Source organism: Pseudomonas sp. PA-5-4B (assembly GCF_021606215.1).
Classification (GTDB): Bacteria; Pseudomonadota; Gammaproteobacteria; order Pseudomonadales; family Pseudomonadaceae; genus Aquipseudomonas; species Aquipseudomonas edaphica.
Window position 1 is genome coordinate 24,834 of sequence record NZ_WKDB01000045.1, and the last position, 20,056, is coordinate 44,889.

Sequence of the window (20,056 nt, forward strand, 5' to 3'; positions counted from 1 at the left end):
AACCGGAGTTCTACTCATGAAACTTGGTACCACTTTGGCCGCCGCGGCGACCCTCACCCTGCTCGCCAGCAGCATTGCCTTTGCCGCCGATGGCAAGACCTACAAGATCGGCGCGGCCGTCTACGGCCTCAAGGGCCAGTTCATGCAGAACTGGGTCCGCGAGCTGAAAGAACACCCGGCGGTCAAAGACGGCACCGTGCAACTGACGGTGTTCGACGGCAACTATGACGCCCTGACCCAGAACAACCAGATCGAAAACATGGTGACCCAGCACTACGACGCCATCCTGTTCGTGCCGATCGACACCAAGGCCGGTGTCGGCACCGTGAAGCAAGCCATGAGCAACGACGTGGTGGTCATCGCCTCCAATACGAAAGTAGCCGATGCCTCCGTACCTTATGTGGGTAACGACGACGTGGAAGGCGGCCGCCTGCAGGCCCAGGCCATGGTCGACAAGCTCAACGGCAAAGGTAATGTGGTGATCATCCAGGGCCCGATTGGCCAGTCGGCGCAGATCGACCGGGAAAAGGGCGAGCTGGAAGTGCTGAGCAAGCACCCGGACATCAAGATCATCGAGAAAAAGACCGCCAACTGGGACCGCGCCCAGGCCCTGACCCTCACCGAAGACTGGCTGAACGCGCACCCCAAAGGCATCAACGGCGTGATCGCGCAAAACGACGATATGGCCCTGGGTGCCGTGCAGGCGCTGAAGTCCCACGGCTTGACCTCCAAAGACGTGCCGGTCACCTCTATCGACGGCATGCCGGACGCGATCCAGGCGGCGAAGAAAGACGAAGTCACCACCTTCCTGCAAGACGCCCAGGCCCAATCCCAAGGCGCGCTGGATGTGGCGTTGCGCGCACTGGCCGGCAAGGACTACAAGCCGCAATCGGTGATCTGGGAGCGCTACGGCAAGGACGTGAAATGGGGCGATGGCACCGCCAAGAACTACATCCTGCCGTGGGTGCCCGTCACTAACGCGAATGCCGATGCGCTGTACCAACAAGTCAGCGGCGGCAAGTAGCTTGATCGTTCCCACGCTCCGCGTGGGAATGCATCCCGTGACGCTCCGCGTCACCCAACATCGGGACGCAGAGCGTCCCAGGCGGCATTCCCACGCAGAGCGTGGGAACGATCAAGAGAGGAGTCATTCATGTCTGGATTCTGGAACCAAGCCTTCGACCTCACCGGCCGTTGCGCGGTGATCACCGGCGGCGCCGCCGGCATTGGCCTGGCCTGCGCCCACCTGCTGGTGGAGCGCGGCGCCCGCGTGGCCTTGCTCGACCGCGACCCGGCGGTGGTGCACGTCGCGGCCAGCCTGGGCGACGGCCACCTGGGTATTGCCGTCGACCTCAGCCAGGTCGGCCAGATACAGCGCACCATCGACAGCGTATTCGAACATTTCCAGCGCCTGGATTACCTGATCAACAGCGCCGGCGTGGTGTTGCTGGACAAGGCCATCGACGTCAGCGAAAGCGCCTGGGACACCACCCTGGACATCAACCTCAAGGCCAGCTTCTTTGTGGCCCAGGCCTGCGCCAGACACATGTTGGCGCAGGGCAGCGGGCGCATCGTCAACCTGGCCTCCCAGGCCGCCGTGATTGGCCTGGACCGTCACGTCGCCTACTGCGCGAGCAAGGCCGCCATCGTCGGCATGACCAAAGTGCTGGCCATGGAATGGGCGCCACAGATCAACGTCAACGCCATTTCCCCGACCATCGTCGAGACCGCCCTGGGCAAAAAAGCCTGGGCCGGTGAAGTGGGTGAAAAGGCCAAATTGCAGATCCCGGCCGGCCGCTTCGCCCAGCCGGAAGAAATCGCCGGGCTGGCGCTGTACCTGCTCAGCGACGCCGCGCAGATGATCACCGGCGCCAACATGGTGATCGATGGCGGCTACAGCATTCAGTAATTCATCTTTTGTCGTGAGGTTTTTGCCATGTCCACCGCCACCGAACGCACACCTGAACACCTCTCCCCGGTCATCCCGAAAACCATGCAGGCCGTGGTCTGCCACGGCCCGGAAGACTATCGCCTGGAAACTGTCGACGTGCCCACGCCCGGCCCCGACGAGATTCTCACCAAAGTCGAGCTGTGCGGCATCTGCATGGGTGACATCAAGACCTATCGCGGCGCGCCGTCGTTCTGGGGCGATGCCGAGCAACCGCGCTATGTGAAGCCGCCGATGATTCCGGGGCATGAGTTCGTCTGCCGTGTGGTTGCCCTCGGCCCAGGCGCAGAAAAACGTGGCGTGGCAGTCGGTGACCGAGTGATCTCCGAGCAGATCGTGCCGTGCTGGGGCTGCCGTTTCTGCAACCACGGCCAGTACTGGATGTGCCAGAAGCACGACCTCTACGGTTTCCAGAACAACGTGCAGGGCGCCATGGCCCAGTACATGATCTTTACCAAGGAAGGCATCATCCACAAAGTTCCGGAATCCATCGCCCCGGATGAAGCCATTTTGATCGAGCCGCTGGCCTGCTCGCTGCACGCGGCCGAGCGCGCGAATGTCGACCATGACGACGTGGTGGTGGTCGCCGGTGCCGGTACCTTGGGCCTGGGCATTATCGGCGCGGTGCGCCTGCGCAACCCGAAAAAGCTCATCGTGCTGGACATGAAACCCGAACGCGCCGCCCTCGCCTTGCGCATGGGCGCCGACGAGGTGTGGAACCCGGCCGAAGTCGACGTGATGGCCAAGATCCGCGCGATCACCGACGGCTATGGTTGCGACATTTATATCGAAGCCACCGGGCACCACAAGGCGGTGAACCAGGGCCTGGCGATGCTGCGCAAACTGGGGCGCTTCGTCGAATTCAGCGTGTTCAATGACGAGGCCACGGTAGATTGGTCGATCATCGGCGACCGCAAGGAATTGGATATTTTGGGTTCACACCTGGGACCCTACATGTACCCGCGCGCCATCGACTTTATCGGTAACCGCAAGATCGACATGCGCGACGTGGTGACTCACAAATTTGCGCTGGCGGACTTCAAGGAAGCGTTCGCGGTGATGGAGCGTGGGGACAAGTCGCTCAAAGTAGTCCTGCAACCCTGACTTCAGCGACACCCCCTGACCCTGTGGGAGCCGGGCTTGCTGTGGCGAGGGAGCTTGCTCCCGCTGACTGCGCAGCGGTCTGCGGCTTTTTGGGGGCGCTTCGCACCCCAGCGCAAGCAAGCTTGCTCGCCACAATAAGCCAGCTTTCACAATTAAAAGTGTTGCCCTTCAAGAACAAGAACAGGAACCCGCGTTATGAATCGAGTCATCAACGATCCGGACCAAGTGGTCGAGGACATGCTGCGCGGCATCCTGGTCGCGCACCCCGAGCTGCGCCAGTACGAAACCAACCCAAGGGTCATCACCAAGGCCAAGCCATCGGCAGCCGGCCGCGTCGGCATCGTCACCGGCGGCGGCTCCGGCCATGAACCGGCCTTCCTCGGTTACGTCGGCCCAGGCCTGGTGGATGCCGTGGCCGTCGGCGAGATTTTCTCTTCACCCACCGCCAAAAGCTTTTTCGACGCCTTCCGCGCCGCTGACCATGGCGCGGGCGTGGCCTGCCTGTACGGTAACTACGCCGGCGACAACATGAACGTGAAGCTGGCCATGAAAATGGCTGCCAGCAAAGACATGCGCATCCGCACCGTGGTCGCCAACGACGACGTGGCTTCCGCGCCCAAGGCCGATATCGCCAAGCGCCGTGGCGTGGCCGGCGAAATATTCATGTGGAAGATCGGCGGCGCTGCGGCTGCCCAGCATTATGACCTGGATGGCGTGATTCGCGTCGCACAGAAAACCGTGGATAACTGCCGCTCCATCGGCATCGGCCTCACGCCCTGCACCATTGCGGCCGTGGGCAAACCGAACTTCCAGATTCCCGATGGCCAGATGGAACTGGGCATCGGCCATCACGGCGAACCGGGCATTGAAGTGATCGCCATTGAACCGGCTGCCGCCATGGCCGAGCGCATGCTCGCGCCGATCCTCGCCGACCGCGATTTCAGCCAGGATGACAGTGTGGTGGTGCTGGTCTCGGGCCTGGGCGCCACGCCGGTGATGGAGTTGTATGTGTTCTACGCCGAGGTCGAAAGCCAACTCAAGGCCAAGGGTTTGAAGATTCACCGTTGCTACGTCGGCAACTACTTCACCTCCCTGGAAATGATGGGCGTGACCCTGACCCTGCTCGGCCTCGACGCCGAGCTTAAAACCCTGATCGACCAACCCTGCCGTTCCATCGGCATGACCCAGGCGGAGTGAACCATGAGCCAGCACTTTTCCACCCGCGACGGCAGCGCCATTGTCGCTGACCTGGTCAGCGTGATCGTGGCCAACCGTGAATACCTCAGTGAAATCGACGGCGCCATTGGCGACGGTGACCACGGCATCAACATGGCCAAGGGCTTTGCCCATTGCGGGCGCAGCCTCGAAGGCCGCCAGTTGACCCTGGCCGAAGCCCTGGATGAACTGACCCTGAGCCTGATGGAAGGCATCGGCGGCTCCATGGGGCCGCTGTATGGCAGCCTGTTTATCGGCATGGCGGATGAGGTGCGCAGCAGCGATGACATCGACGCGGCAACCTTTGCCCACCTGCTGCGCGGCGGCCTGACCTCGTTGCAGGACATCACCGAAGCGGGCGTGGGCGACAAGTGCTTGATGGACACGCTGATCCCGGCGGTTGAGGCCTTTGAGCGTGCGCATGCCAGTGGCGCGTCGTTTAATGATGCGCTGGAGGCGATGAAAACCGCCGCGTCCCAAGGGCGCGATTCGACCAAAGACCTGATCGCCAAAATCGGTCGCGCCAGCCGCCTGGGCGAGCGCTCGCTGGGTGTACTGGATGCGGGGGCGGTGTCGTGCTGCCTGATTCTTACGCGCCTGGCCGATTCCGTGCAGCCCCGGCTGACTGCTTGACCTGCTGGATATAACGCGCCACCGCCGGCGCTTTTTCAAAGCGCCGGTGAATCAGCGACAGCCACGACAACGCTGCATCATCCTGATGAATCGTGCGGTAGACCACGCCCGGCAAACCCACATGCCCGACCATCGATGCCGGTACCACTGCCACGCCCTGCCCTAACGACACCAACGCCACCACCGCAACCAACCCGCCCGGCTGCGGCCCCAGGCGCGGCGCGAAGCCGCCTTGGGCCGCCACGTGCAAGGTGCCGTTAATTTGTTCCGGCAATATAAACGTCTCGTTTTGCAGGTGTTCGCAGCCGATGGCCTTGAGCCCCAGCAGCCAGGAATCCTGAGGCAGCGCCAACACAAAGCCTTCGCTGTCCAGACGCACCGCCTCCACGCCGTCAGGCAAGGTCATGGGCGAGCGGATATAGCCGATGTCATAACGCCCATCGGCTACAGCACTGGGTAACGTCGCCATTGCGCATTCGCGCACATTCACACTCACATCGGGAAACGCCTGGCTGAACGCCTGCATTTGTTTTTGCAGCAGCCCCGAATACACCGCCGATGCCACATAGCCCAATTCGATATGCCCGATTTCTCCCCGCCCGGCGCGCTGGGCGTTGCGTTGGGCGAACTCGAACTGGCGCACGGTGGCTTCAGCCTCGATCAGCAAGGCGGCGCCGGCTTCAGTGAGGCTGACTTCACGTTGCTGACGGATAAACAGGCGCGTGCCCAGCGTGGCTTCCATGTCCTGAATTTGGCGGCTCAAGGTCGGCGGCGCGATGCCCAGTTGTTCAGCCGCGCGGGTGAAATTGCGCTGCCTGGCGACGGCGAGGAAGTAGCGGAAATGGCGGATTTCCATTCAGGCATTAGCTCAAAGGTAATGAAGTGCAGGGTTCCAGCTAATAAAACAGAGCATAGCCGGAGATAAGCTCAACGTACTTCCACACTAGAGAGCCCTTGCGATGCACGTCAACTGTGTTTCCCATATTACCTGTAAGGCAATCAAGCCATGAGCCAGGTCAGCCCGCGCCTCACCCTGCTGACCGCCTCCGGCGTCTGCTCGCTGATTGTGCTCGACACCAATATCGTCGCCGTCACCCTGCCAAGTATTGCGCGCGACCTGGGTGCGAATTTCGCCGATATCGAGTGGGTGGTCAGCGCCTACATGCTGGCGTTCGCCGCGTTATTGCTGCCCGCCGGCAGCATCGCCGACCGCTTTGGTCGCAAGCGGTCGCTGATCTGGGGCTTGAGCATTTTCATCCTCGCCTCGCTGGGCTGTGGCGCTGCACCGAATGCGTTGCTCCTGGACATCGCCCGCGCCGTCAAAGGTGTCGGCGCAGCCTTGCTGCTGACCTCTGCCCTGGCCTCCATCGGCCACACCTTTCACGATGAAGTAGAGCGTGCCAAAGCCTGGGCGTTCTGGGGTGCGTGCATGGGCGTGGCGATGACCGCCGCGCCGACACTGGGCGGCGTGATCACTCAGTACCTGGGCTGGCGGTGGATCTTCTACCTCAACCTGCCCGTGGGCCTGGGGTTGATGGCGTTGGCGCTGCGGGCGATTCCCGAATCGCGCGACACTCAATCGGCACGCCTGGACCCGTGGGGCAGCCTGGCCTTCAGTGCCAGCCTGATGTGCCTGATCTGGGGTTTGATCGAGGCCAATCGCATCGGCTGGGATAACCCGCTGACCTACACACGCCTGATTGGCGGCGCAGTGTTGCTGGGGGTGTTTGTGCTGGTCGAACGTGTGCAACAGCGGCCCATGGTCGACTTGCAACTGTTCCGGCACCCGCGTTTTATCGGCGCGCTGCTGGGGATGTTTGCCTACGCCGGCTGTGCCCAGGTGATGATGACGTTACTGCCGTTTTATCTGCAGAACGGCTTGGGTTTTTCTGCCATAGCGTCGGGTCTGGGTATGTTGCCGTTTGCCCTGACCATGCTTATTTGCCCACGCATCGGGGCACGGCTGGCCGGACGCTTTGCGCCTGCAACGATGATGGCAACCGGTTTGATTCTGGTGGGCTGCGGCAACCTGTTAAGCGCCTGGGCGGTCAATGCGGGCGGTTATCTGCCCTTCGCGCTGGCGATTGCGGTGACGGGCGCCGGTGCGGGCCTGCTCAATGGCGATACGCAGAAAAACATCATGGCCTGCGTGCCACGTGACCGCGCGGGCATGGCGTCGGGCATGAGTACCACCATGCGTTTCAGCGCGATCATGTTGGCGATCGGCGTGTATGGGGCGCTGCTCAGCAGCCATAGCGAGCAATTGCTCAGCGCGAGTATCGACGCGCAATGGCAGGCGCAAGCGGCGGCGATTGCATCGAGGGTAGTGGCCGGGGATATGCCGGCAGCCATGGTTTTGTTGCCGGAACCGGCGCGGGCGCTGGTGCAGCCGCTGGCGCGGCAGGCGTTTGTGGGTGGGTTCAGCGGGGTGTTGTGGGTGGCGGGGTTGTTGGGTTTGCTGGGGGCGTTGGTGGTGGGGACGTTGATGCGAAAACCGATTCCCGCCCTGCCCCAAAACTAAATGTGGGAGCCGCTACGATCGTTCCCACGCTCTGCGTGGGAATGCATCCTGTGACGCTCCGCGTCACCTTGCGTCATCTAAGGCGGGACGCGGAGCGTCCGGGGCGGCATTCCCACGCGGAGCGTGGGAACGATCGGTAAGCCCGTTCCCACACTGGGATCACCTACCGCCTGTCGTTACCAGAACCGCTGCTGGGTCAACCGGCTCCACCAGGTCAGCAACACACGGTCCACCGAGCCGCTGGCCGCCAGGCCCACGCGTTCCTGCAGGCTTTTACGCTCGGCGTAGTGCAGGTGGAACACCTCGGCCGTCTTGGCCTTGGTCGCCAGGTATTCGTCGCTGGTTTGCAGTTCGTCGACCAGTTGTTTATCGAGCGCTGCAACACCCAGCCACACTTCTCCGGTCGCGACGTCATCGATGGCCAGCTGCGGGCGATAGCGCGACACAAAGTTCTTGAACAACTGATGAGTGATGTCCAGGTCTTCCTGGAACTTCTCCCGGCCCTTCTCGGTGTTTTCGCCGAACACGGTGAGGGTGCGCTTGTATTCACCGGCGGTCAGCACTTCAAAGTCGATGTCGTGCTTTTTCAGCAGGCGGTTGACGTTGGGCAGCTGCGCCACCACACCAATGGAGCCGAGGATGGCAAAGGGTGCGCTGATGATCTTCTCGCCAATGCACGCCATCATGTAGCCGCCGCTAGCCGCCACCTTGTCGATGCACACGGTCAACGGCACACCGGCCTGACGGATACGCGCCAGCTGCGACGAAGCCAGGCCATAGCTGTGCACCATGCCGCCGCCGCTTTCCAGGCGCAGCACCACTTCGTCTTTCGGCGTGGCCAGGCTCAGCAGCGCGGTGATTTCATGGCGCAGGCTCTCGGTGGCCGAGGCCTTGATGTCGCCGTCAAAATCCAGCACAAATACCCGTGGCTTGGCCTCGGGTTTCTTCTTGCTGTTCTTCTTTTCGGTCTTGCTTTCGGATTTGCGCAGGGCCTTGAGCTGGTCCTTGTCGAGCAGGCTCGACTCGAGGCGCTCACGCAGGCCTTTGTAGAAATCATTGAGCTTGCTGACCTGCAATTGGCCGGCGGATTTGCGCCGCCCCTTGCTGCGCAACGCGGCGAAACTGATCAGTACCACCAGAATAGCGACCACCAGGGTGACGGTCTTCGCCAGAAAGCTCGCGTATTCGGCCAAAAAATCCATATGTCTCCTTAAAAAAGCACGGCGCCAGGCGCGGATGGCCCCAGCATACCGACGGCACCGCCTTCGGACCAGTGCTCAAACCGCCAGCAGTCGGCCTCTAACGCACTTTTAAAACAAGCGTATGTTTTTTCATTGACAGCTCCCTGCCATCCTCATAACCTCGCCAGACTTTCAACGTACCGGGAAAACGGACGTGGGCAGCATCTATCTGATTCGACATGGCCAGGCCTCCTTCGGTGCAGACGACTATGACGTCCTGTCGCCCGTCGGCGTAGAGCAAGCGCAAGTACTCGGTCGCCACCTGGCGGACCTGGGCCTGACGTTTGACCGCTGCCTGTCTGGCGACCTGCGTCGCCAGCAGCACACTGCCTCCGCCACATTCGATCAATACCGTGCCCTCGGCCTGTCAGCCCCAACCTTGGAAATCGACCCGGCCTTCAACGAATTCGACGGCGAAGCGATCATCCGCGCCCTGCTCCCCGACCTGCTGACCACCGAGCCTCACGCCTTGGATATCCTGCGCAACGCTGCGCAAAACCGCAGTGAGTTCCAGCGCATTTTCGCCCTGATCATCGAGCGCTGGCTGGCCGGCACCTACGACCCACCCGGTCTGGAAAGCTGGCTGGGTTTCGTGGAGCGTGTGCAGGGTGGCCTGCAACGCATCCTGGAAGCCGCCGACAACACCGACAAGGTCGCCGTGTTTACTTCCGGCGGCACCATTACCGCCCTGCTCCACCTGATTACCCGAATGCCTGCCGCGCAGGCCTTCGAACTGAACTGGCAAATTGTTAACACCTCGCTCAACCAGCTTAAATTCCGTGGTCGCGAGGTGGCACTGGCTTCCTTCAACAGTCATACCCACTTGCAACTGTTGAAGGCGCCGCAGCTCATCACATTCCGATGAATTGCGGCCAACCGTGACCCCAAGGTCACTGGACTCTACCTTAAAGGATCGAAACCATGACTGACGTAGCCAAAGCTGTAGAAGCAATGAAAGCCAAATTCAACCCAGGCGCTGCCGACGGCCTGGACCTGGTGTTCGGTTTCCGTATCGACGACACCCAGAACTTCTCGCTGGTGGTCAAGAACAACACCTGCGAACTGCTGGAAGGCGAAAACCCTGACGCCCAGGTTACCCTGGTGACCGACGGCGAAACCATGGAAGGCATCGTCAGCGGCGATACCGACGGCATGCAGGCCTTCATGAGCGGCAAGCTGCGCACTGAAGGCGACATGATGCTGGCCATGAAACTGAGCGAGCTGTTCCCGGCCTGATAACGCCGCGCTCAAAAAAAATCCCGCCTTTCGGCGGGATTTTTCGTTCAGCCAGCCTCCCGGTCAGCGGGTGTTGGCGTCATCCATTTCTTCAAACGTGTCCATGTACGCAGGGTCATTACCATCGTTTTCACGAATCACACGCCCTTCATACTCGGCGGTGATTTCACCGGTATTGACGTCAAGCCCAACCACGATCACCAGCTTGTATTTGCCCACTTGCAAGTACATGTCATAGAGGTCCCGGGGTTCATCAGGCGCCATAAAAAAGCTGTAGCTGTAACGTACGCGCTTGGTTAACACGGGCCACTGTGCTTCAAACGTGCGGGAATCGAAGGATGGGAGCACATCGCTGATTCCACGCAGCGCGGCCTCGACCAGTTGGTCATTGTCCTTGGCCTTGAAGACCACCGGATGAGTGCGAGTCATCGACCGCATAGGGTTGGGAACAATATCCGTTTCAAGGCGGTACATGCCGCTGCTGAACCACTTTGTTGCATCGAAGGTGTCGTCACCTTTCTCGCATTCGCGGCAATGCATCATCAGCGGGGCCGCGGCGCTTTCTCGGGAATACAGTGAAGTCATGAACACACCGCAGGTGAGCAGCAATACCCCCAATAGGCCTGCACTGCCAACCCGCGCGATAACATTCGCCATCGTCTACATCCTTGTCTGAAGGGGCGGCGAATTTACCTGATTCAGACCTCTTGGTGGCGGGATTTTTTTGCCCGTCATTTCACAAGCGATGTAGTTTTAATGTGGGAGCTGGCTTGCCTGCGATAGCCATAGGTATCTACACAACTTTTGAAGGCAGCCAATTTCTCCTGTGGCGAGCAGGCTTGCCACAACAGCCCACTTGCAACAGACTCCGTGTTAACCGGTTGTGTAGATACCTATGCTGCGATAGCGGTGGGTCAGCCCACCCGTGTGTGGCTGATGGCAAGCCAGCTCCCACAGAAAAGCGAATCAGTGGCGCGGCTTAGCTTTTCGGCTGCAGCAACAACGCCACCAACGCACTCCACCCGGTCTGATGCGACGCCCCCAACCCACGCCCGGTTTCGCCATGGAAATACTCATGGAACAACACCAGATCGCGACTGGCCGGGTCTGCTTCCAATTGCGCATAGCCCGCCATCGACGGGCGCAGGCCATCTTCATCGCGCAAAAACAAGCGGGTCAGGCGCTGGCTGAGGCTGTCGGCCACTTCTTCAAGGGACGCCAGATAACCACTGCCCGTCGGGTACTCCACCGAGAAGTTATCCGCGTAGTAGCGGTGAAACTCGCGCAGCGATTCGATCAGCATGTAGTTCACCGGCATCCACAGCGGCCCGCGCCAATTGGAGTTGCCGCCGTACAAACGTGAGTCGGACTCGCCGGGCTGGTAGCGCGCGCACAGGGTGTCGCCATTCATCTTCAGCGCCAGCGGCTGCTCGGCGAAGGCCTTGGATAACGAGCGCACGCCAAACGTCGACAAAAACTCCTGGTCATCGAGCATGCGCCGCAGCAGGTCCTTGGTGCGTTCGCCGCGTAGCAAGGCGAGCAACAGGCGGTTGCCCTGCCCCGGTTCGTTCCAGCGCGACACCAGCTTGGCGAGGTCAGGCCGGTGTTTCATGAAGCCCAGCAGCCGCTCACGCAAGCCTTGCAGGCCTTCGTGCTCGCGTTGCTCCAGCACCAACACGGCAAACAACGGCATCAGGCCGACGATGGAGCGCAGGCGCACCGGCTCGCTCTGGCCGTCCGGGCGGTGCAGCACATCGTAGAAGAACTGGTCCTGCTCATCCCACAAGCCTTCGGCGCTGTCGTCGACACGGTTGATCGCACCGGCGATGTACAGGAAGTGCTCGAAAAACTTCACCGCGATATCCACGTACACCCCATTGCGCTTGGCCAGTTCCAGGCCGATGCGCATCAGGTCCAGGGCATAGGCGGCGACCCACGCGGTGCCGTCGGCCTGATCCAGCTGGTAGCCGGGCGGCAAGGTGGCCGAGCGGTCGAACAAGGCGATGTTGTCCAGGCCCAAAAAGCCGCCCTGAAACAGGTTGCGGCCCTCGGCGTCCTTACGGTTGACCCACCAGGAAAAATTCAGCAGCAGCTTGTGGAAAATCCGCTCGAGGAAATCCATGTCACCCACGCCGGTCAGCGCCTTGTCCTGCTGATACACGCGCCAACTGGCCCAGGCATGCACCGGCGGGTTGGCGTCGTCGAAACGCCATTCATACGCCGGCAACTGGCCATTGGGGTGCATAAAACGGTCTTTGACCAGCAACAACAGCTGTTGCTTGGCATACCCCGGATCAATCAGCGCCATCGCTACGGCCTGGAAGCCCTGGTCCCAAGAGGCGTACCACGGGTACTCCCAGGTGTCGGGCATGGACAGGATGTCGAAGTTCGACAAGTGCCGCCAATGGGTATTGCGGATGTGCAGGCGCTCGGGCGGCGGCGCGGGTTGGGCCGGGTCGCCGTCGAGCCACTGGTTTACATCAAAGTAGTAGAGCTGCTTGGACCACAGTAACCCGGCCAGGGCCTGGCGCTGTACATTGCGCGCGTCATCATCGGCAATGCCTTGCTGCAGGGCGGCGTAGAAGTCGTCCGCCTCCTGGCGACGCAGCTCGAACAGCTTGCGTGCATTGACCTCAGGCGCGTCCACCGGCGCAAACCGCAGGTACAGGGTTTTGCTCTGCTGGCCCACCAGTTCGAGGCTGAAACGCGCGGCGACCTTGGTGCCCGTGTCGCGACGGATTGCCGAGTCTGCGCCGCCCACCACGTAGTCGTTGATGCCGTCCTTGAACGGCCCCTGCGCCGGTTGCCCATCGAGCTTGGGGAAGTTGCTTTCGTTTTCGCAGAACAGCCACTCCAGGCCGTCCTCGCCCCAGGCGCTGAGATGGCGATCGGTCAGCTCATGATGCCGGGCCAGCACTCGTTCACCGTCCAGGCGCAACTGCGGCTTGGGCGCGTCAAAGGTCCAGCTCCAGTCATTACGCGCCCACAGTTGGGGCAGCACCTGCACACGCGTCGGCTGGTCCGCGCGGTTGTGCACGGTGACGCGCATGAAAATATCGTCGGGCTGATGCTTGGCGTATTCAACCGTTACATCACAGTAGCGGTTGTCTTCGAATACGCCGGTGTCGAGCACTTCGTACTCGGCATCCTCAAGCCCACGGCGGGCGTTTTCGGCGATCAGGTCGGCGTAGGGAAACGCCGCATGCGGGTATTTGTAGAGCATGCGCATATAGGCATGGCTGGGCACGCCGTCGACAAAAAAGTACAGCTCCTTGACGTCTTCTCCGTGGTTGCCCTCGGCGTTGTTGAGGCCGAACAGGCGCTCCTTGATGATGCTGTCACGCTCGTTCCACAGCGCCAGGCCCAGGCACCAGCGTTGCGCCTTGTCGCTGAAGCCGGCCAGGCCGTCCTCGCCCCAACGGTAGGCGCGGCTGCGGGCGTGTTCGTGGGGGAAGTAGGCCCAGGCATCGCCGTCGGCGCTGTAGTCTTCGCGCACCGTGCCCCATTGGCGTTCACTCAGATACGGGCCCCACTCGCGCCAGCGCTCGGCGTCTTCGGCGGCCAGGCGCTGGCCTTCAAGGGTTGCAAGGATGTTGGTTGCGGGCGTGGCCGTCATTGGGTCCTCCATCACTGACACAGTGGGGGCAGTGTAGAACCCATCCGTGCGCGGATGCACATGAAGTCGTGTTCGCGCGCGCAAAAAAAGAGGCCGCTGACTAGGCGGCCTCCGTTTGTGGCGGCGCGAGCTTAGAAGATCGCGTAGGTGTAGTTGAAGATCAGGCGCGTCTGGTCCTGGTCCGCAGTGCCGGTGTTGTGACCTTTGTAAGTACCAGTACGGAAGGTGGTGCCGAAGCCTTTGAGCGGGCCTTGCTGCACCACGTAGTCCAGGCGGAAGTCGGTTTCGTTTTCTTTCTGATCCGAACCACCGGCCACTTTGGACTTGATGCCCGTGCCGTCCAGGTACGCCACGGAGGCTTTCAAGCCTGGCACAAGGGCCTTGAAGTCGTAGGAGTACTGGCCAAAATTGACCTGCTCGCCCGCGCGGGAAAACTGGCCCACCACGGCGTCGGTGAACAGGTAGAAGTCGCTGCCGCCCGCGCCTTGTGCGTTTGGATCAGCGATGCTGCCCTGGTTGACCCAGACGAAGCCGCCGTCATCGCTCACACCGATGTGACCGAGCATCAGGCTGCTGCCGCCCAACTGGTAGGTGAACGCGGCGCTGTAGGTTTTGTTGTCCACTTCACCGGCGTGCTTGGCGTAGCCGCCGTTGTTGTTGAACTGGTAGCCGGCGTCACCGTTTTTGCCGTCGCTGGTGCTGTCGAAATAACGCAGGTCAGTCTTGAACGATTGGTCATTGCCCAATGGCAGCACGTGAACCAGGCCGAAGTAGTTCTGTTTGTAGAAGTCCTGCAGGTCGGCGTAGTAGTACTGCAACGTCAGGTTTTTAGCGATGGCGTTGTCGGACGAGCCAAACGGTTTGTAGTCCACACCGCCGAACTTGAAGCTGTCGCTGTCGCGGGTACCGCCGGCAACGCTCAAGCCCGTGGAGTTGCTGGAAGCACGGCCTTCGGCACGGTTGAGCTCACCACCGGTGAAGGTCACGTTGGGGATGTCGTTGGAGGTCAGGATGCCGCCGTCGAAGGTCTGCGGCGCCACACGGCTGTCGTTGGAAACCAGAATAGGCAACACCGGGGCCAAACCGCCACCAACGTGCAACTCGGTCTGGGAAATACGGAATTTCACGTTACCCGCAGCGCGACTGAAACTGTCGGCGGGTTCAGTGCCGTTGTTTTTGGTCGGGAAGAAGCTGTTGCCGTTACCCGCCAGGCCCGGGCCTGCGGCGTGGCCGTCGCCACCGTCCAGACGCAAGGCGCCGAACGCCATTACGTCAAAACCGACGCCAAGGGTGCCTTGGGTGTAGCCGGATTTGTAGTCAAAACGCAGCAAGGTCGCGGCTTCGCGCAGATCGTTGTTGGTGCCCGAACGGTTGTCGGCGCTGTAGTACATGGTCCGCGAGCTGACAGCCGCATGGCTGTCTTCAAGAAAACCGCTGTGCCCCGTGCCCGTGCCCAGAGAACCGAGCCCGAAGTCATCAGCGCACGCGTGTTGCGCGAGCAACGCTGCGGTGATGGATAACGCCAGTGTAGAAATTTTCATGTGTAACGGCCCCTAAACATTTTTTTATGTGCGTTGTGTGCAAACGGCGTTTTCATCCCTACAAACGTAACGATTGTTTCATGAGGACCGGGGCGCGCCTCGTGAAGAATTAGTTAGGAAAGTACCCGTGAAAATGAAATTTTCCTGGCGCCGATTTTTGTCATATTCATGTCATTTCATTCATTTGCAGAATGAAGTCCTGAGGATTCTTCGTTTGCCAGCCCCCTTAAAGCCCAACAGAATCCAGAGAAAGGCCGCACCCTCACCACCGTGTTCAGGAATTTTTCTATGCCAAGTGCCGCGTATGTCAGCCCCGACGAGATTCGCAAAGACTTTTCCAGGGCCATGTCCGACATGTACCGAGATGAAGTTCCGCTTTATGGCGCGCTGATGGAGTTGGTGGCCGAGACCAACACGCGGGTTTTGGACAGTGATTCCGGCCTGGCCAAACAACTGCAGCGCACCGGTGAAATGGAGCGCCTGGCCATGGAACGCCACGGCGCCATCCGCCTGGGCACCGCCCATGAGCTGGTCACCATCGGCCGTCTGTTTGCGGTGATGGGCATGCAGCCGGTGGGCTATTACGACCTCACACCCGCCGGTGTGCCGGTGCATTCCACCGCCTTTCGCGCTGTGCATGAACAGGCGCTGCAGGCCAGCCCGTTCCGCGTCTTTACGTCCTTGCTACGCCTGGAACTGATCGAAAACCTCGAGCTGCGCGCCTTCGCCGAAAGCGCCCTGGCCAAACGCTCGATTTTCACCCCTGGCGCCTTGGCGCTGATCGAGCAAGCCGAACGCGACGGTGGCCTTAACGCGGCGGATGCCCAAGCCTTTATCCGCGAGGCTTTGGAAACCTTTCGCTGGCACCACACCGCCACCGTGACCGGCGCCCAATACCAGCAATTGAGCGACCAGCATCGCCTGATCGCCGACGTGGTGGCGTTCAAAGGTCCGCATATCAATCACCTGACCCCACGTACTCTGGACATCGATCAGGTGCAGGCCGCGATGCCCGGCAAAGGCATCACGCCCAAAGCCGTGATCGAAGGTCCGCCACGTCGCCAGTGCCCGATCCTGCTGCGTCAGACCAGCTTCAAGGCGCTCGACGAGCCCATCGCGTTTACCGACGCAAAAGGCAGCCACAGCGCGCGTTTCGGCGAAATAGAACAACGGGGTGTGGCGTTGACGCCAAAGGGTCGCGCCCTGTACGACCAGTTGCTGAACGCGGCGCGCGACGAACTGGGCGCCTTCCCGAATGAGGGCAACGCTGCACGTTACGTCGAATTGATGGCGCAACACTTCCAGGCCTTCCCCGATAACCACGCGCAGATGCGTGAACAGGAACTGGCGTATTTCCGCTACTTCGTCACCGAGCAAGGCTTGGCGGCACGCGGCCAGGCCGGTCAGCCGCAAACGTTGGAGGCCTTGATGGCGGCCGGGCACGTGGCGGTGGTGCCTTTGGTGTATGAGGATTTTCTGCCGGTGAGTGCGGCGGGGATTTTCCAGTCGAACCTGGGCGATGCGGCGCAAAGTCACTACACAGCCCATTCGAACCAGGCTCAATTCGAGCAGGCGCTGGGCCGTCGGACGATTGATGAATTGAAGCTGTATGCCGAGACGCAGCAGCGCTCCATGGATGAATGCATCCAGGCGCTGCGTCCATGAAATAGGATGCCCGCCCGGCTCAGCAGCGCAATCCTTGCGCCGCAACAGTCCCCAGAGCCGGGTGGACGGCCGGCATCATAAGCAGTGAAACGCCGGCTGTCGCTCAGACAATTCTGAACAAATATGTCCGCGTCCTGTAGGACGTTTTATTGCAGCAAGTCCCTGATCTCGTCTTTAACCAACAGGCGTTTATCCTTCAGCTTCTTCAACGCCTCATCACTACCGGATGCCTTTTCGGCGCTCACCACCAGCTCATCGACGGTGTTGTACTTATCAAACAGCGCGTTCAAATGGGGATTTTTCGCCCGACGCCCGTCGACCTCTTCCTTGCTCAAACCCAAATCCTGATACAGGTCGTGTTTCACTGGCATGGAGTACCTCCGCAAGTTGTTCAATGGCCTACGCCTTGAAGCTAGCCCATTCCAAGGGGTCTTGTCATGTCTTGGGTCAAGGCGGTCCCGTTCGTCGTAATGCGCATGATGGGATCAAACCTTTGCCGTGCCCTGCCCTCCACTGTAGATCGCCACCCGAGGGAGAACGGTTTCATGACTCACGCTGCCACTGCTGTCGACACCCAATGCATCAACACCATTCGCACCCTGGCCATGGATGCCGTGCAAAAGGCCAACTCCGGCCACCCCGGCACGCCCATGGGCCTGGCACCGGTGGGCTACACGCTGTGGAGCCGCTTCCTGCGTTACCACCCCGAACATCCGGATTGGCCTAACCGCGACCGCTTTGTCTTGTCGGTGGGGCACGCCTCGATGCTGTTGTATTCGCTGCTGCACCTGGCCGGTGTGGTCGAGATTGATGCCCACGGCAAGCGCTCCGGCCAGCCGGCGATCAGCCTGGACGACATCAAGCAATTCCGGCAGATGAGTTCCAAGACCCCCGGCCACCCCGAGTACCGCATGACCACCGGCGTGGAAACCACCACCGGCCCGCTGGGCCAGGGCTGTGCCAACAGCGTCGGCATGGCCATGGCCGAACGCTGGCTGGGCAAACGCTTTAACCGCGACGGCCAGGTACTGTTCGACTACAACGTCTACACCCTGTGCGGTGACGGCGACATGATGGAAGGCATCAGCAGCGAAGCGGCGTCGATGGCCGGGCACTTAAAGCTCGATAACCTGTGCTGGATCTACGACAACAACACCATCAGCATCGAAGGCCACACCGAGCTGGCGTTCAGCGAAGACGTGATCAAGCGCTTCCAGGCCTATGGCTGGCACACCTTGCACGTCACCGATGCCAACGACCTGCAAGCCCTGAGCGCAGCGCTGGAAACCTTCCAGGCCAACACCGGCGCGCCAACCCTGATTGTGGTCGACAGCGTGATCGGCTACGGCTCACCGCACAAACACAACACTGCCGCCGCCCATGGCGAGCCATTGGGCGAGGAAGAAATCCGCCTGACCAAAGAGGCCTACGGCTGGCCGCAGGATTCCAGCTTCCTGGTGCCCGACGACGCCCGCACGGTGCTGCGCGATGCGCTGCTGGAACGCAGCCAGCCGCTGTATGAAACCTGGCAGCAACACCTGGCGCAGCTGGAGCAGTACGAACCGGAACTGGCCGATGAATTGCGCCGCATACGCGCCGGCGAAATGCCGGAGCATTGGCAGGACGAACTGCCCCACTTCGACACCGACGCCAAGGGCATCGCCAGCCGCGCCGCCGGCGGCGAGGTGCTGAATGCCTTCGCACAACAAATCCCCTGGCTGCTGGGCGGCTCGGCGGACTTGTCGCCATCGACCAAGACCAACCTCACCTTCGACGGCGCCGGGCGTTTCAGTGCCGATGACTACAGCGGGCGCAACCTGCACTTCGGCATCCGCGAGCACGCCATGGGCGCGATTGCCAATGGCATGGCGCTGTCCTACCTGCGCCCGTACACCTCGACCTTCCTGGTGTTCAGCGACTACATGAAACCGCCGATCCGCCTGGCGGCAATCATGGAATTGCCAGTGGTGTTCGTATTTACCCATGACTCGATTGGCGTGGGTGAAGACGGCCCGACGCACCAGCCCATCGAACACCTGACGCAACTGCGCGCCACGCCAGGGTTGCTAACCCTGCGCCCAGGCGATGCCAACGAAACGCTGGAACTGTGGAAGGTGGCCCTGGCGCAAACCCATCGGCCGAGCTGCGTGGTGTTGTCGCGCCAGGCGTTGCCGACCTTGGATCGCACAAAATATGCGGCGGCGTCCGGGGCGGCCAAAGGCGCTTATGTGTTGGCGGGTGCCGATAAGCCTGAGGTGCTGCTGTTGGCGACCGGCAGTGAAGTGAGCCTTGTGGTGGTGGCTTATGAGCAGTTGAAAGCTGAGGGCATTGCCGCTCAGGTGGTGTCGATGCCCAGCTGGGAATTGTTTGAAGACCAGGATCAGGCGTATCGCGACAGTGTCTTGCCACCCGCGGTAAAAGCCCGTGTGGTAGTGGAACAGGCAGGCCCGCTGGGTTGGGACCGCTACGTTGGGCAGACTGGCGCCAAGGTGGTGATGAACAGTTTTGGCGCGTCGGCGCCGTTGGCCAAGTTGCAGGAAAAGTTCGGGTTTACGGTGGAGAATGTGGTGAAGCAGGCCAAGGAGCAGATTCGACTGACTGGGCGTTGAGGGGGCATATCCGTTATTTAGGTAACGGCGGCGTATGGTTCCGCTCTTACAGCGGGTCACTTTTGCAAGGACCGGAATGCCGGCCCAGTCAAAAGTAACCAAAAGGTCCTCGCCCCAACACTCGGTGCCTCGCTGTGGCTCGGCATGCCCGCAATCCGCCAGTGATTTGGGGGGGCGATTTCAGATCAAGATCAAAAGCGCAGATCAAAAGACCGCTGACTTCGTCATCGAAAAGAATGTAAGAGCCGGAGCAACAGCAACAGCAGAGCCATACTCGGTCAAAGGTGGGAGCTGGCTTGCCTGCGATGGCATCAACTCTGTGTGCCTGATATACCGAGGTGTCTGCATCGCAGGCAAGCCAGCTCCCACAGAAAAGCAGCTCTTCAGTGCATGCAAATCCGCAGTCGATCTCATATTCAAAACTGCATGCGCTCCCACATTTAGACCCCGCGGCATCAGGTAGATAGGCTTTTGCCTTGCACTTGATCTGGCTCTTGCTTCAACCACTCAGGTCGGCTTTCAGGCCGCCGTGCTGTAGATCTTGATCTTGATCTTGCTTTTGATCTGAGACGCCCCGTTAACCACGATGGCCGAACGCAGGCTTGAATCCGTGGGTAACCCGGCAGGACGCCGGGTTAGCCGCGCTGGGCCAAGGATGGCCCATCGCGGCGGCCCACGGATTCAAGCCTTCGTTCTGGCACACCGAGCCTAAGCGAGGTGCCGAGTG

At 60.9% G+C, this 20,056-nt stretch carries 16 protein-coding genes; 10 read left to right on the forward strand and 6 right to left on the reverse strand.

Annotated features, from left to right (window positions below):
* Positions 1–16: 16 nt before the first annotated feature.
* The 5 genes from GIW28_RS20845 to dhaL all read left to right on the forward strand — a co-directional run bounded on the left by GIW28_RS20845 (position 17) and on the right by dhaL (position 4,900).
* A complete protein-coding gene (locus tag GIW28_RS20845) occupies positions 17–1,024 on the forward strand; it encodes a substrate-binding domain-containing protein (RefSeq protein ID WP_017135923.1) in 1,008 nt (335 codons plus the stop codon).
* A gap of 129 nt (positions 1,025–1,153) precedes the next feature.
* On the forward strand, positions 1,154–1,909 hold the full coding sequence (locus tag GIW28_RS20850; RefSeq protein WP_236447055.1) for an SDR family oxidoreductase: 756 nt from the start codon (positions 1,154–1,156) through the stop codon (positions 1,907–1,909).
* Positions 1,910–1,936: 27 nt separating this feature from the next.
* On the forward strand, positions 1,937–3,052 hold the full coding sequence (locus GIW28_RS20855) for an erythritol/L-threitol dehydrogenase (RefSeq protein ID WP_017135924.1): 1,116 nt from the start codon (positions 1,937–1,939) through the stop codon (positions 3,050–3,052).
* Positions 3,053–3,247: 195 nt separating this feature from the next.
* Positions 3,248–4,249: a dihydroxyacetone kinase subunit DhaK gene (locus GIW28_RS20860; RefSeq protein WP_017135925.1), complete on the forward strand. Its 1,002-nt coding sequence runs from the start codon at positions 3,248–3,250 to the stop codon at positions 4,247–4,249.
* Between the two features lie 3 nt (positions 4,250–4,252).
* Positions 4,253–4,900 (forward strand): dihydroxyacetone kinase subunit DhaL, encoded by a 648-nt coding sequence (gene dhaL / locus GIW28_RS20865; protein ID WP_017135926.1) that lies wholly within the window; start codon positions 4,253–4,255, stop codon positions 4,898–4,900.
* On the opposite strand, the gene GIW28_RS20870 is transcribed toward dhaL, so the two are convergent.
* Positions 4,857–5,756: a LysR family transcriptional regulator gene (locus tag GIW28_RS20870; protein WP_236447053.1), complete on the reverse strand. Its 900-nt coding sequence runs from the start codon at positions 5,754–5,756 to the stop codon at positions 4,857–4,859. The two genes, dhaL and GIW28_RS20870, sit on opposite strands and share 44 nt — an antisense overlap.
* 150 nt (positions 5,757–5,906) lie before the next feature.
* Between GIW28_RS20870 and GIW28_RS20875 the strand changes: the two genes are divergently transcribed.
* Positions 5,907–7,421: an MFS transporter gene (locus tag GIW28_RS20875; protein WP_236459083.1), complete on the forward strand. Its 1,515-nt coding sequence runs from the start codon at positions 5,907–5,909 to the stop codon at positions 7,419–7,421.
* Between the two features lie 176 nt (positions 7,422–7,597).
* On the opposite strand, the gene sohB is transcribed toward GIW28_RS20875, so the two are convergent.
* Positions 7,598–8,623, reverse strand: coding sequence for a protease SohB (sohB, locus tag GIW28_RS20880; RefSeq protein ID WP_017135929.1), 1,026 nt, complete (start codon positions 8,621–8,623; stop codon positions 7,598–7,600).
* A 193-nt stretch (positions 8,624–8,816) separates the two neighbouring features.
* Between sohB and GIW28_RS20885 the strand changes: the two genes are divergently transcribed.
* Positions 8,817–9,527, forward strand: a complete 711-nt coding sequence (locus GIW28_RS20885; protein ID WP_236447980.1) for a histidine phosphatase family protein — start codon at positions 8,817–8,819, stop codon at positions 9,525–9,527.
* 56 nt (positions 9,528–9,583) lie between these two features.
* Positions 9,584–9,898: an SCP2 sterol-binding domain-containing protein gene (locus GIW28_RS20890; protein ID WP_099548211.1), complete on the forward strand. Its 315-nt coding sequence runs from the start codon at positions 9,584–9,586 to the stop codon at positions 9,896–9,898.
* A gap of 63 nt (positions 9,899–9,961) precedes the next feature.
* Here the strand turns inward: GIW28_RS20890 and GIW28_RS20895 are convergent, their stop codons facing one another.
* The 3 genes from GIW28_RS20895 to GIW28_RS20905 form a co-directional block, all read right to left on the reverse strand.
* The gene (locus tag GIW28_RS20895) at positions 9,962–10,555 is read right to left on the reverse strand and encodes a hypothetical protein (protein ID WP_099548213.1); all 594 of its coding nucleotides are present in this window, start codon (positions 10,553–10,555) and stop codon (positions 9,962–9,964) included.
* Between the two features lie 322 nt (positions 10,556–10,877).
* Positions 10,878–13,514 (reverse strand): MGH1-like glycoside hydrolase domain-containing protein, encoded by a 2,637-nt coding sequence (locus GIW28_RS20900; RefSeq protein ID WP_236447979.1) that lies wholly within the window; start codon positions 13,512–13,514, stop codon positions 10,878–10,880.
* Positions 13,515–13,645: 131 nt separating this feature from the next.
* Positions 13,646–15,055 carry an OprD family outer membrane porin gene (locus tag GIW28_RS20905; protein ID WP_169987635.1) on the reverse strand — a complete coding sequence of 470 codons (1,410 nt, stop codon included), beginning with the start codon at positions 15,053–15,055 and terminating at the stop codon, positions 13,646–13,648.
* A gap of 288 nt (positions 15,056–15,343) precedes the next feature.
* On the opposite strand from GIW28_RS20905, the gene hglS reads away from it, so the two are divergent.
* Positions 15,344–16,720, forward strand: a complete 1,377-nt coding sequence (hglS, locus tag GIW28_RS20910) for a 2-oxoadipate dioxygenase/decarboxylase HglS (protein ID WP_236448085.1) — start codon at positions 15,344–15,346, stop codon at positions 16,718–16,720.
* Positions 16,721–16,866: 146 nt separating this feature from the next.
* Here hglS and GIW28_RS20915 read toward each other — a convergent pair whose 3' ends face one another.
* Positions 16,867–17,091 carry a DUF465 domain-containing protein gene (locus GIW28_RS20915; protein WP_017135936.1) on the reverse strand — a complete coding sequence of 75 codons (225 nt, stop codon included), beginning with the start codon at positions 17,089–17,091 and terminating at the stop codon, positions 16,867–16,869.
* 174 nt (positions 17,092–17,265) lie between these two features.
* Here GIW28_RS20915 and tkt point away from each other — a divergent pair, with 174 nt between their 5' ends.
* Positions 17,266–19,329 carry a transketolase gene (gene tkt, locus GIW28_RS20920; RefSeq protein WP_017135937.1) on the forward strand — a complete coding sequence of 688 codons (2,064 nt, stop codon included), beginning with the start codon at positions 17,266–17,268 and terminating at the stop codon, positions 19,327–19,329.
* The last annotated feature ends 727 nt before the right edge of the window (positions 19,330–20,056 follow it).

Bases quoted from the DNA above. Each gene is read 5' to 3' on its own strand.
- GIW28_RS20845 (WP_017135923.1), top strand. From the start codon at position 17: ATGAAACTTGGTACCACTTTGGCCGCCGCGGCGACCCTCACCCTGCTC.
- GIW28_RS20850 (WP_236447055.1), top strand. From the start codon at position 1,154: ATGTCTGGATTCTGGAACCAAGCCTTCGACCTCACCGGCCGTTGCGCG.
- GIW28_RS20855 (WP_017135924.1), top strand. From the start codon at position 1,937: ATGTCCACCGCCACCGAACGCACACCTGAACACCTCTCCCCGGTCATC.
- GIW28_RS20860 (WP_017135925.1), top strand. From the start codon at position 3,248: ATGAATCGAGTCATCAACGATCCGGACCAAGTGGTCGAGGACATGCTG.
- dhaL (WP_017135926.1), top strand. From the start codon at position 4,253: ATGAGCCAGCACTTTTCCACCCGCGACGGCAGCGCCATTGTCGCTGAC.
- GIW28_RS20870 (WP_236447053.1), bottom strand. From the start codon at position 5,756: ATGGAAATCCGCCATTTCCGCTACTTCCTCGCCGTCGCCAGGCAGCGC.
- GIW28_RS20875 (WP_236459083.1), top strand. From the start codon at position 5,907: ATGAGCCAGGTCAGCCCGCGCCTCACCCTGCTGACCGCCTCCGGCGTC.
- sohB (WP_017135929.1), bottom strand. From the start codon at position 8,623: ATGGATTTTTTGGCCGAATACGCGAGCTTTCTGGCGAAGACCGTCACC.
- GIW28_RS20890 (WP_099548211.1), top strand. From the start codon at position 9,584: ATGACTGACGTAGCCAAAGCTGTAGAAGCAATGAAAGCCAAATTCAAC.
- GIW28_RS20895 (WP_099548213.1), bottom strand. From the start codon at position 10,555: ATGGCGAATGTTATCGCGCGGGTTGGCAGTGCAGGCCTATTGGGGGTA.
- GIW28_RS20900 (WP_236447979.1), bottom strand. From the start codon at position 13,514: ATGACGGCCACGCCCGCAACCAACATCCTTGCAACCCTTGAAGGCCAG.
- GIW28_RS20905 (WP_169987635.1), bottom strand. From the start codon at position 15,055: ATGAAAATTTCTACACTGGCGTTATCCATCACCGCAGCGTTGCTCGCG.
- hglS (WP_236448085.1), top strand. From the start codon at position 15,344: ATGCCAAGTGCCGCGTATGTCAGCCCCGACGAGATTCGCAAAGACTTT.
- GIW28_RS20915 (WP_017135936.1), bottom strand. From the start codon at position 17,091: ATGCCAGTGAAACACGACCTGTATCAGGATTTGGGTTTGAGCAAGGAA.
- tkt (WP_017135937.1), top strand. From the start codon at position 17,266: ATGACTCACGCTGCCACTGCTGTCGACACCCAATGCATCAACACCATT.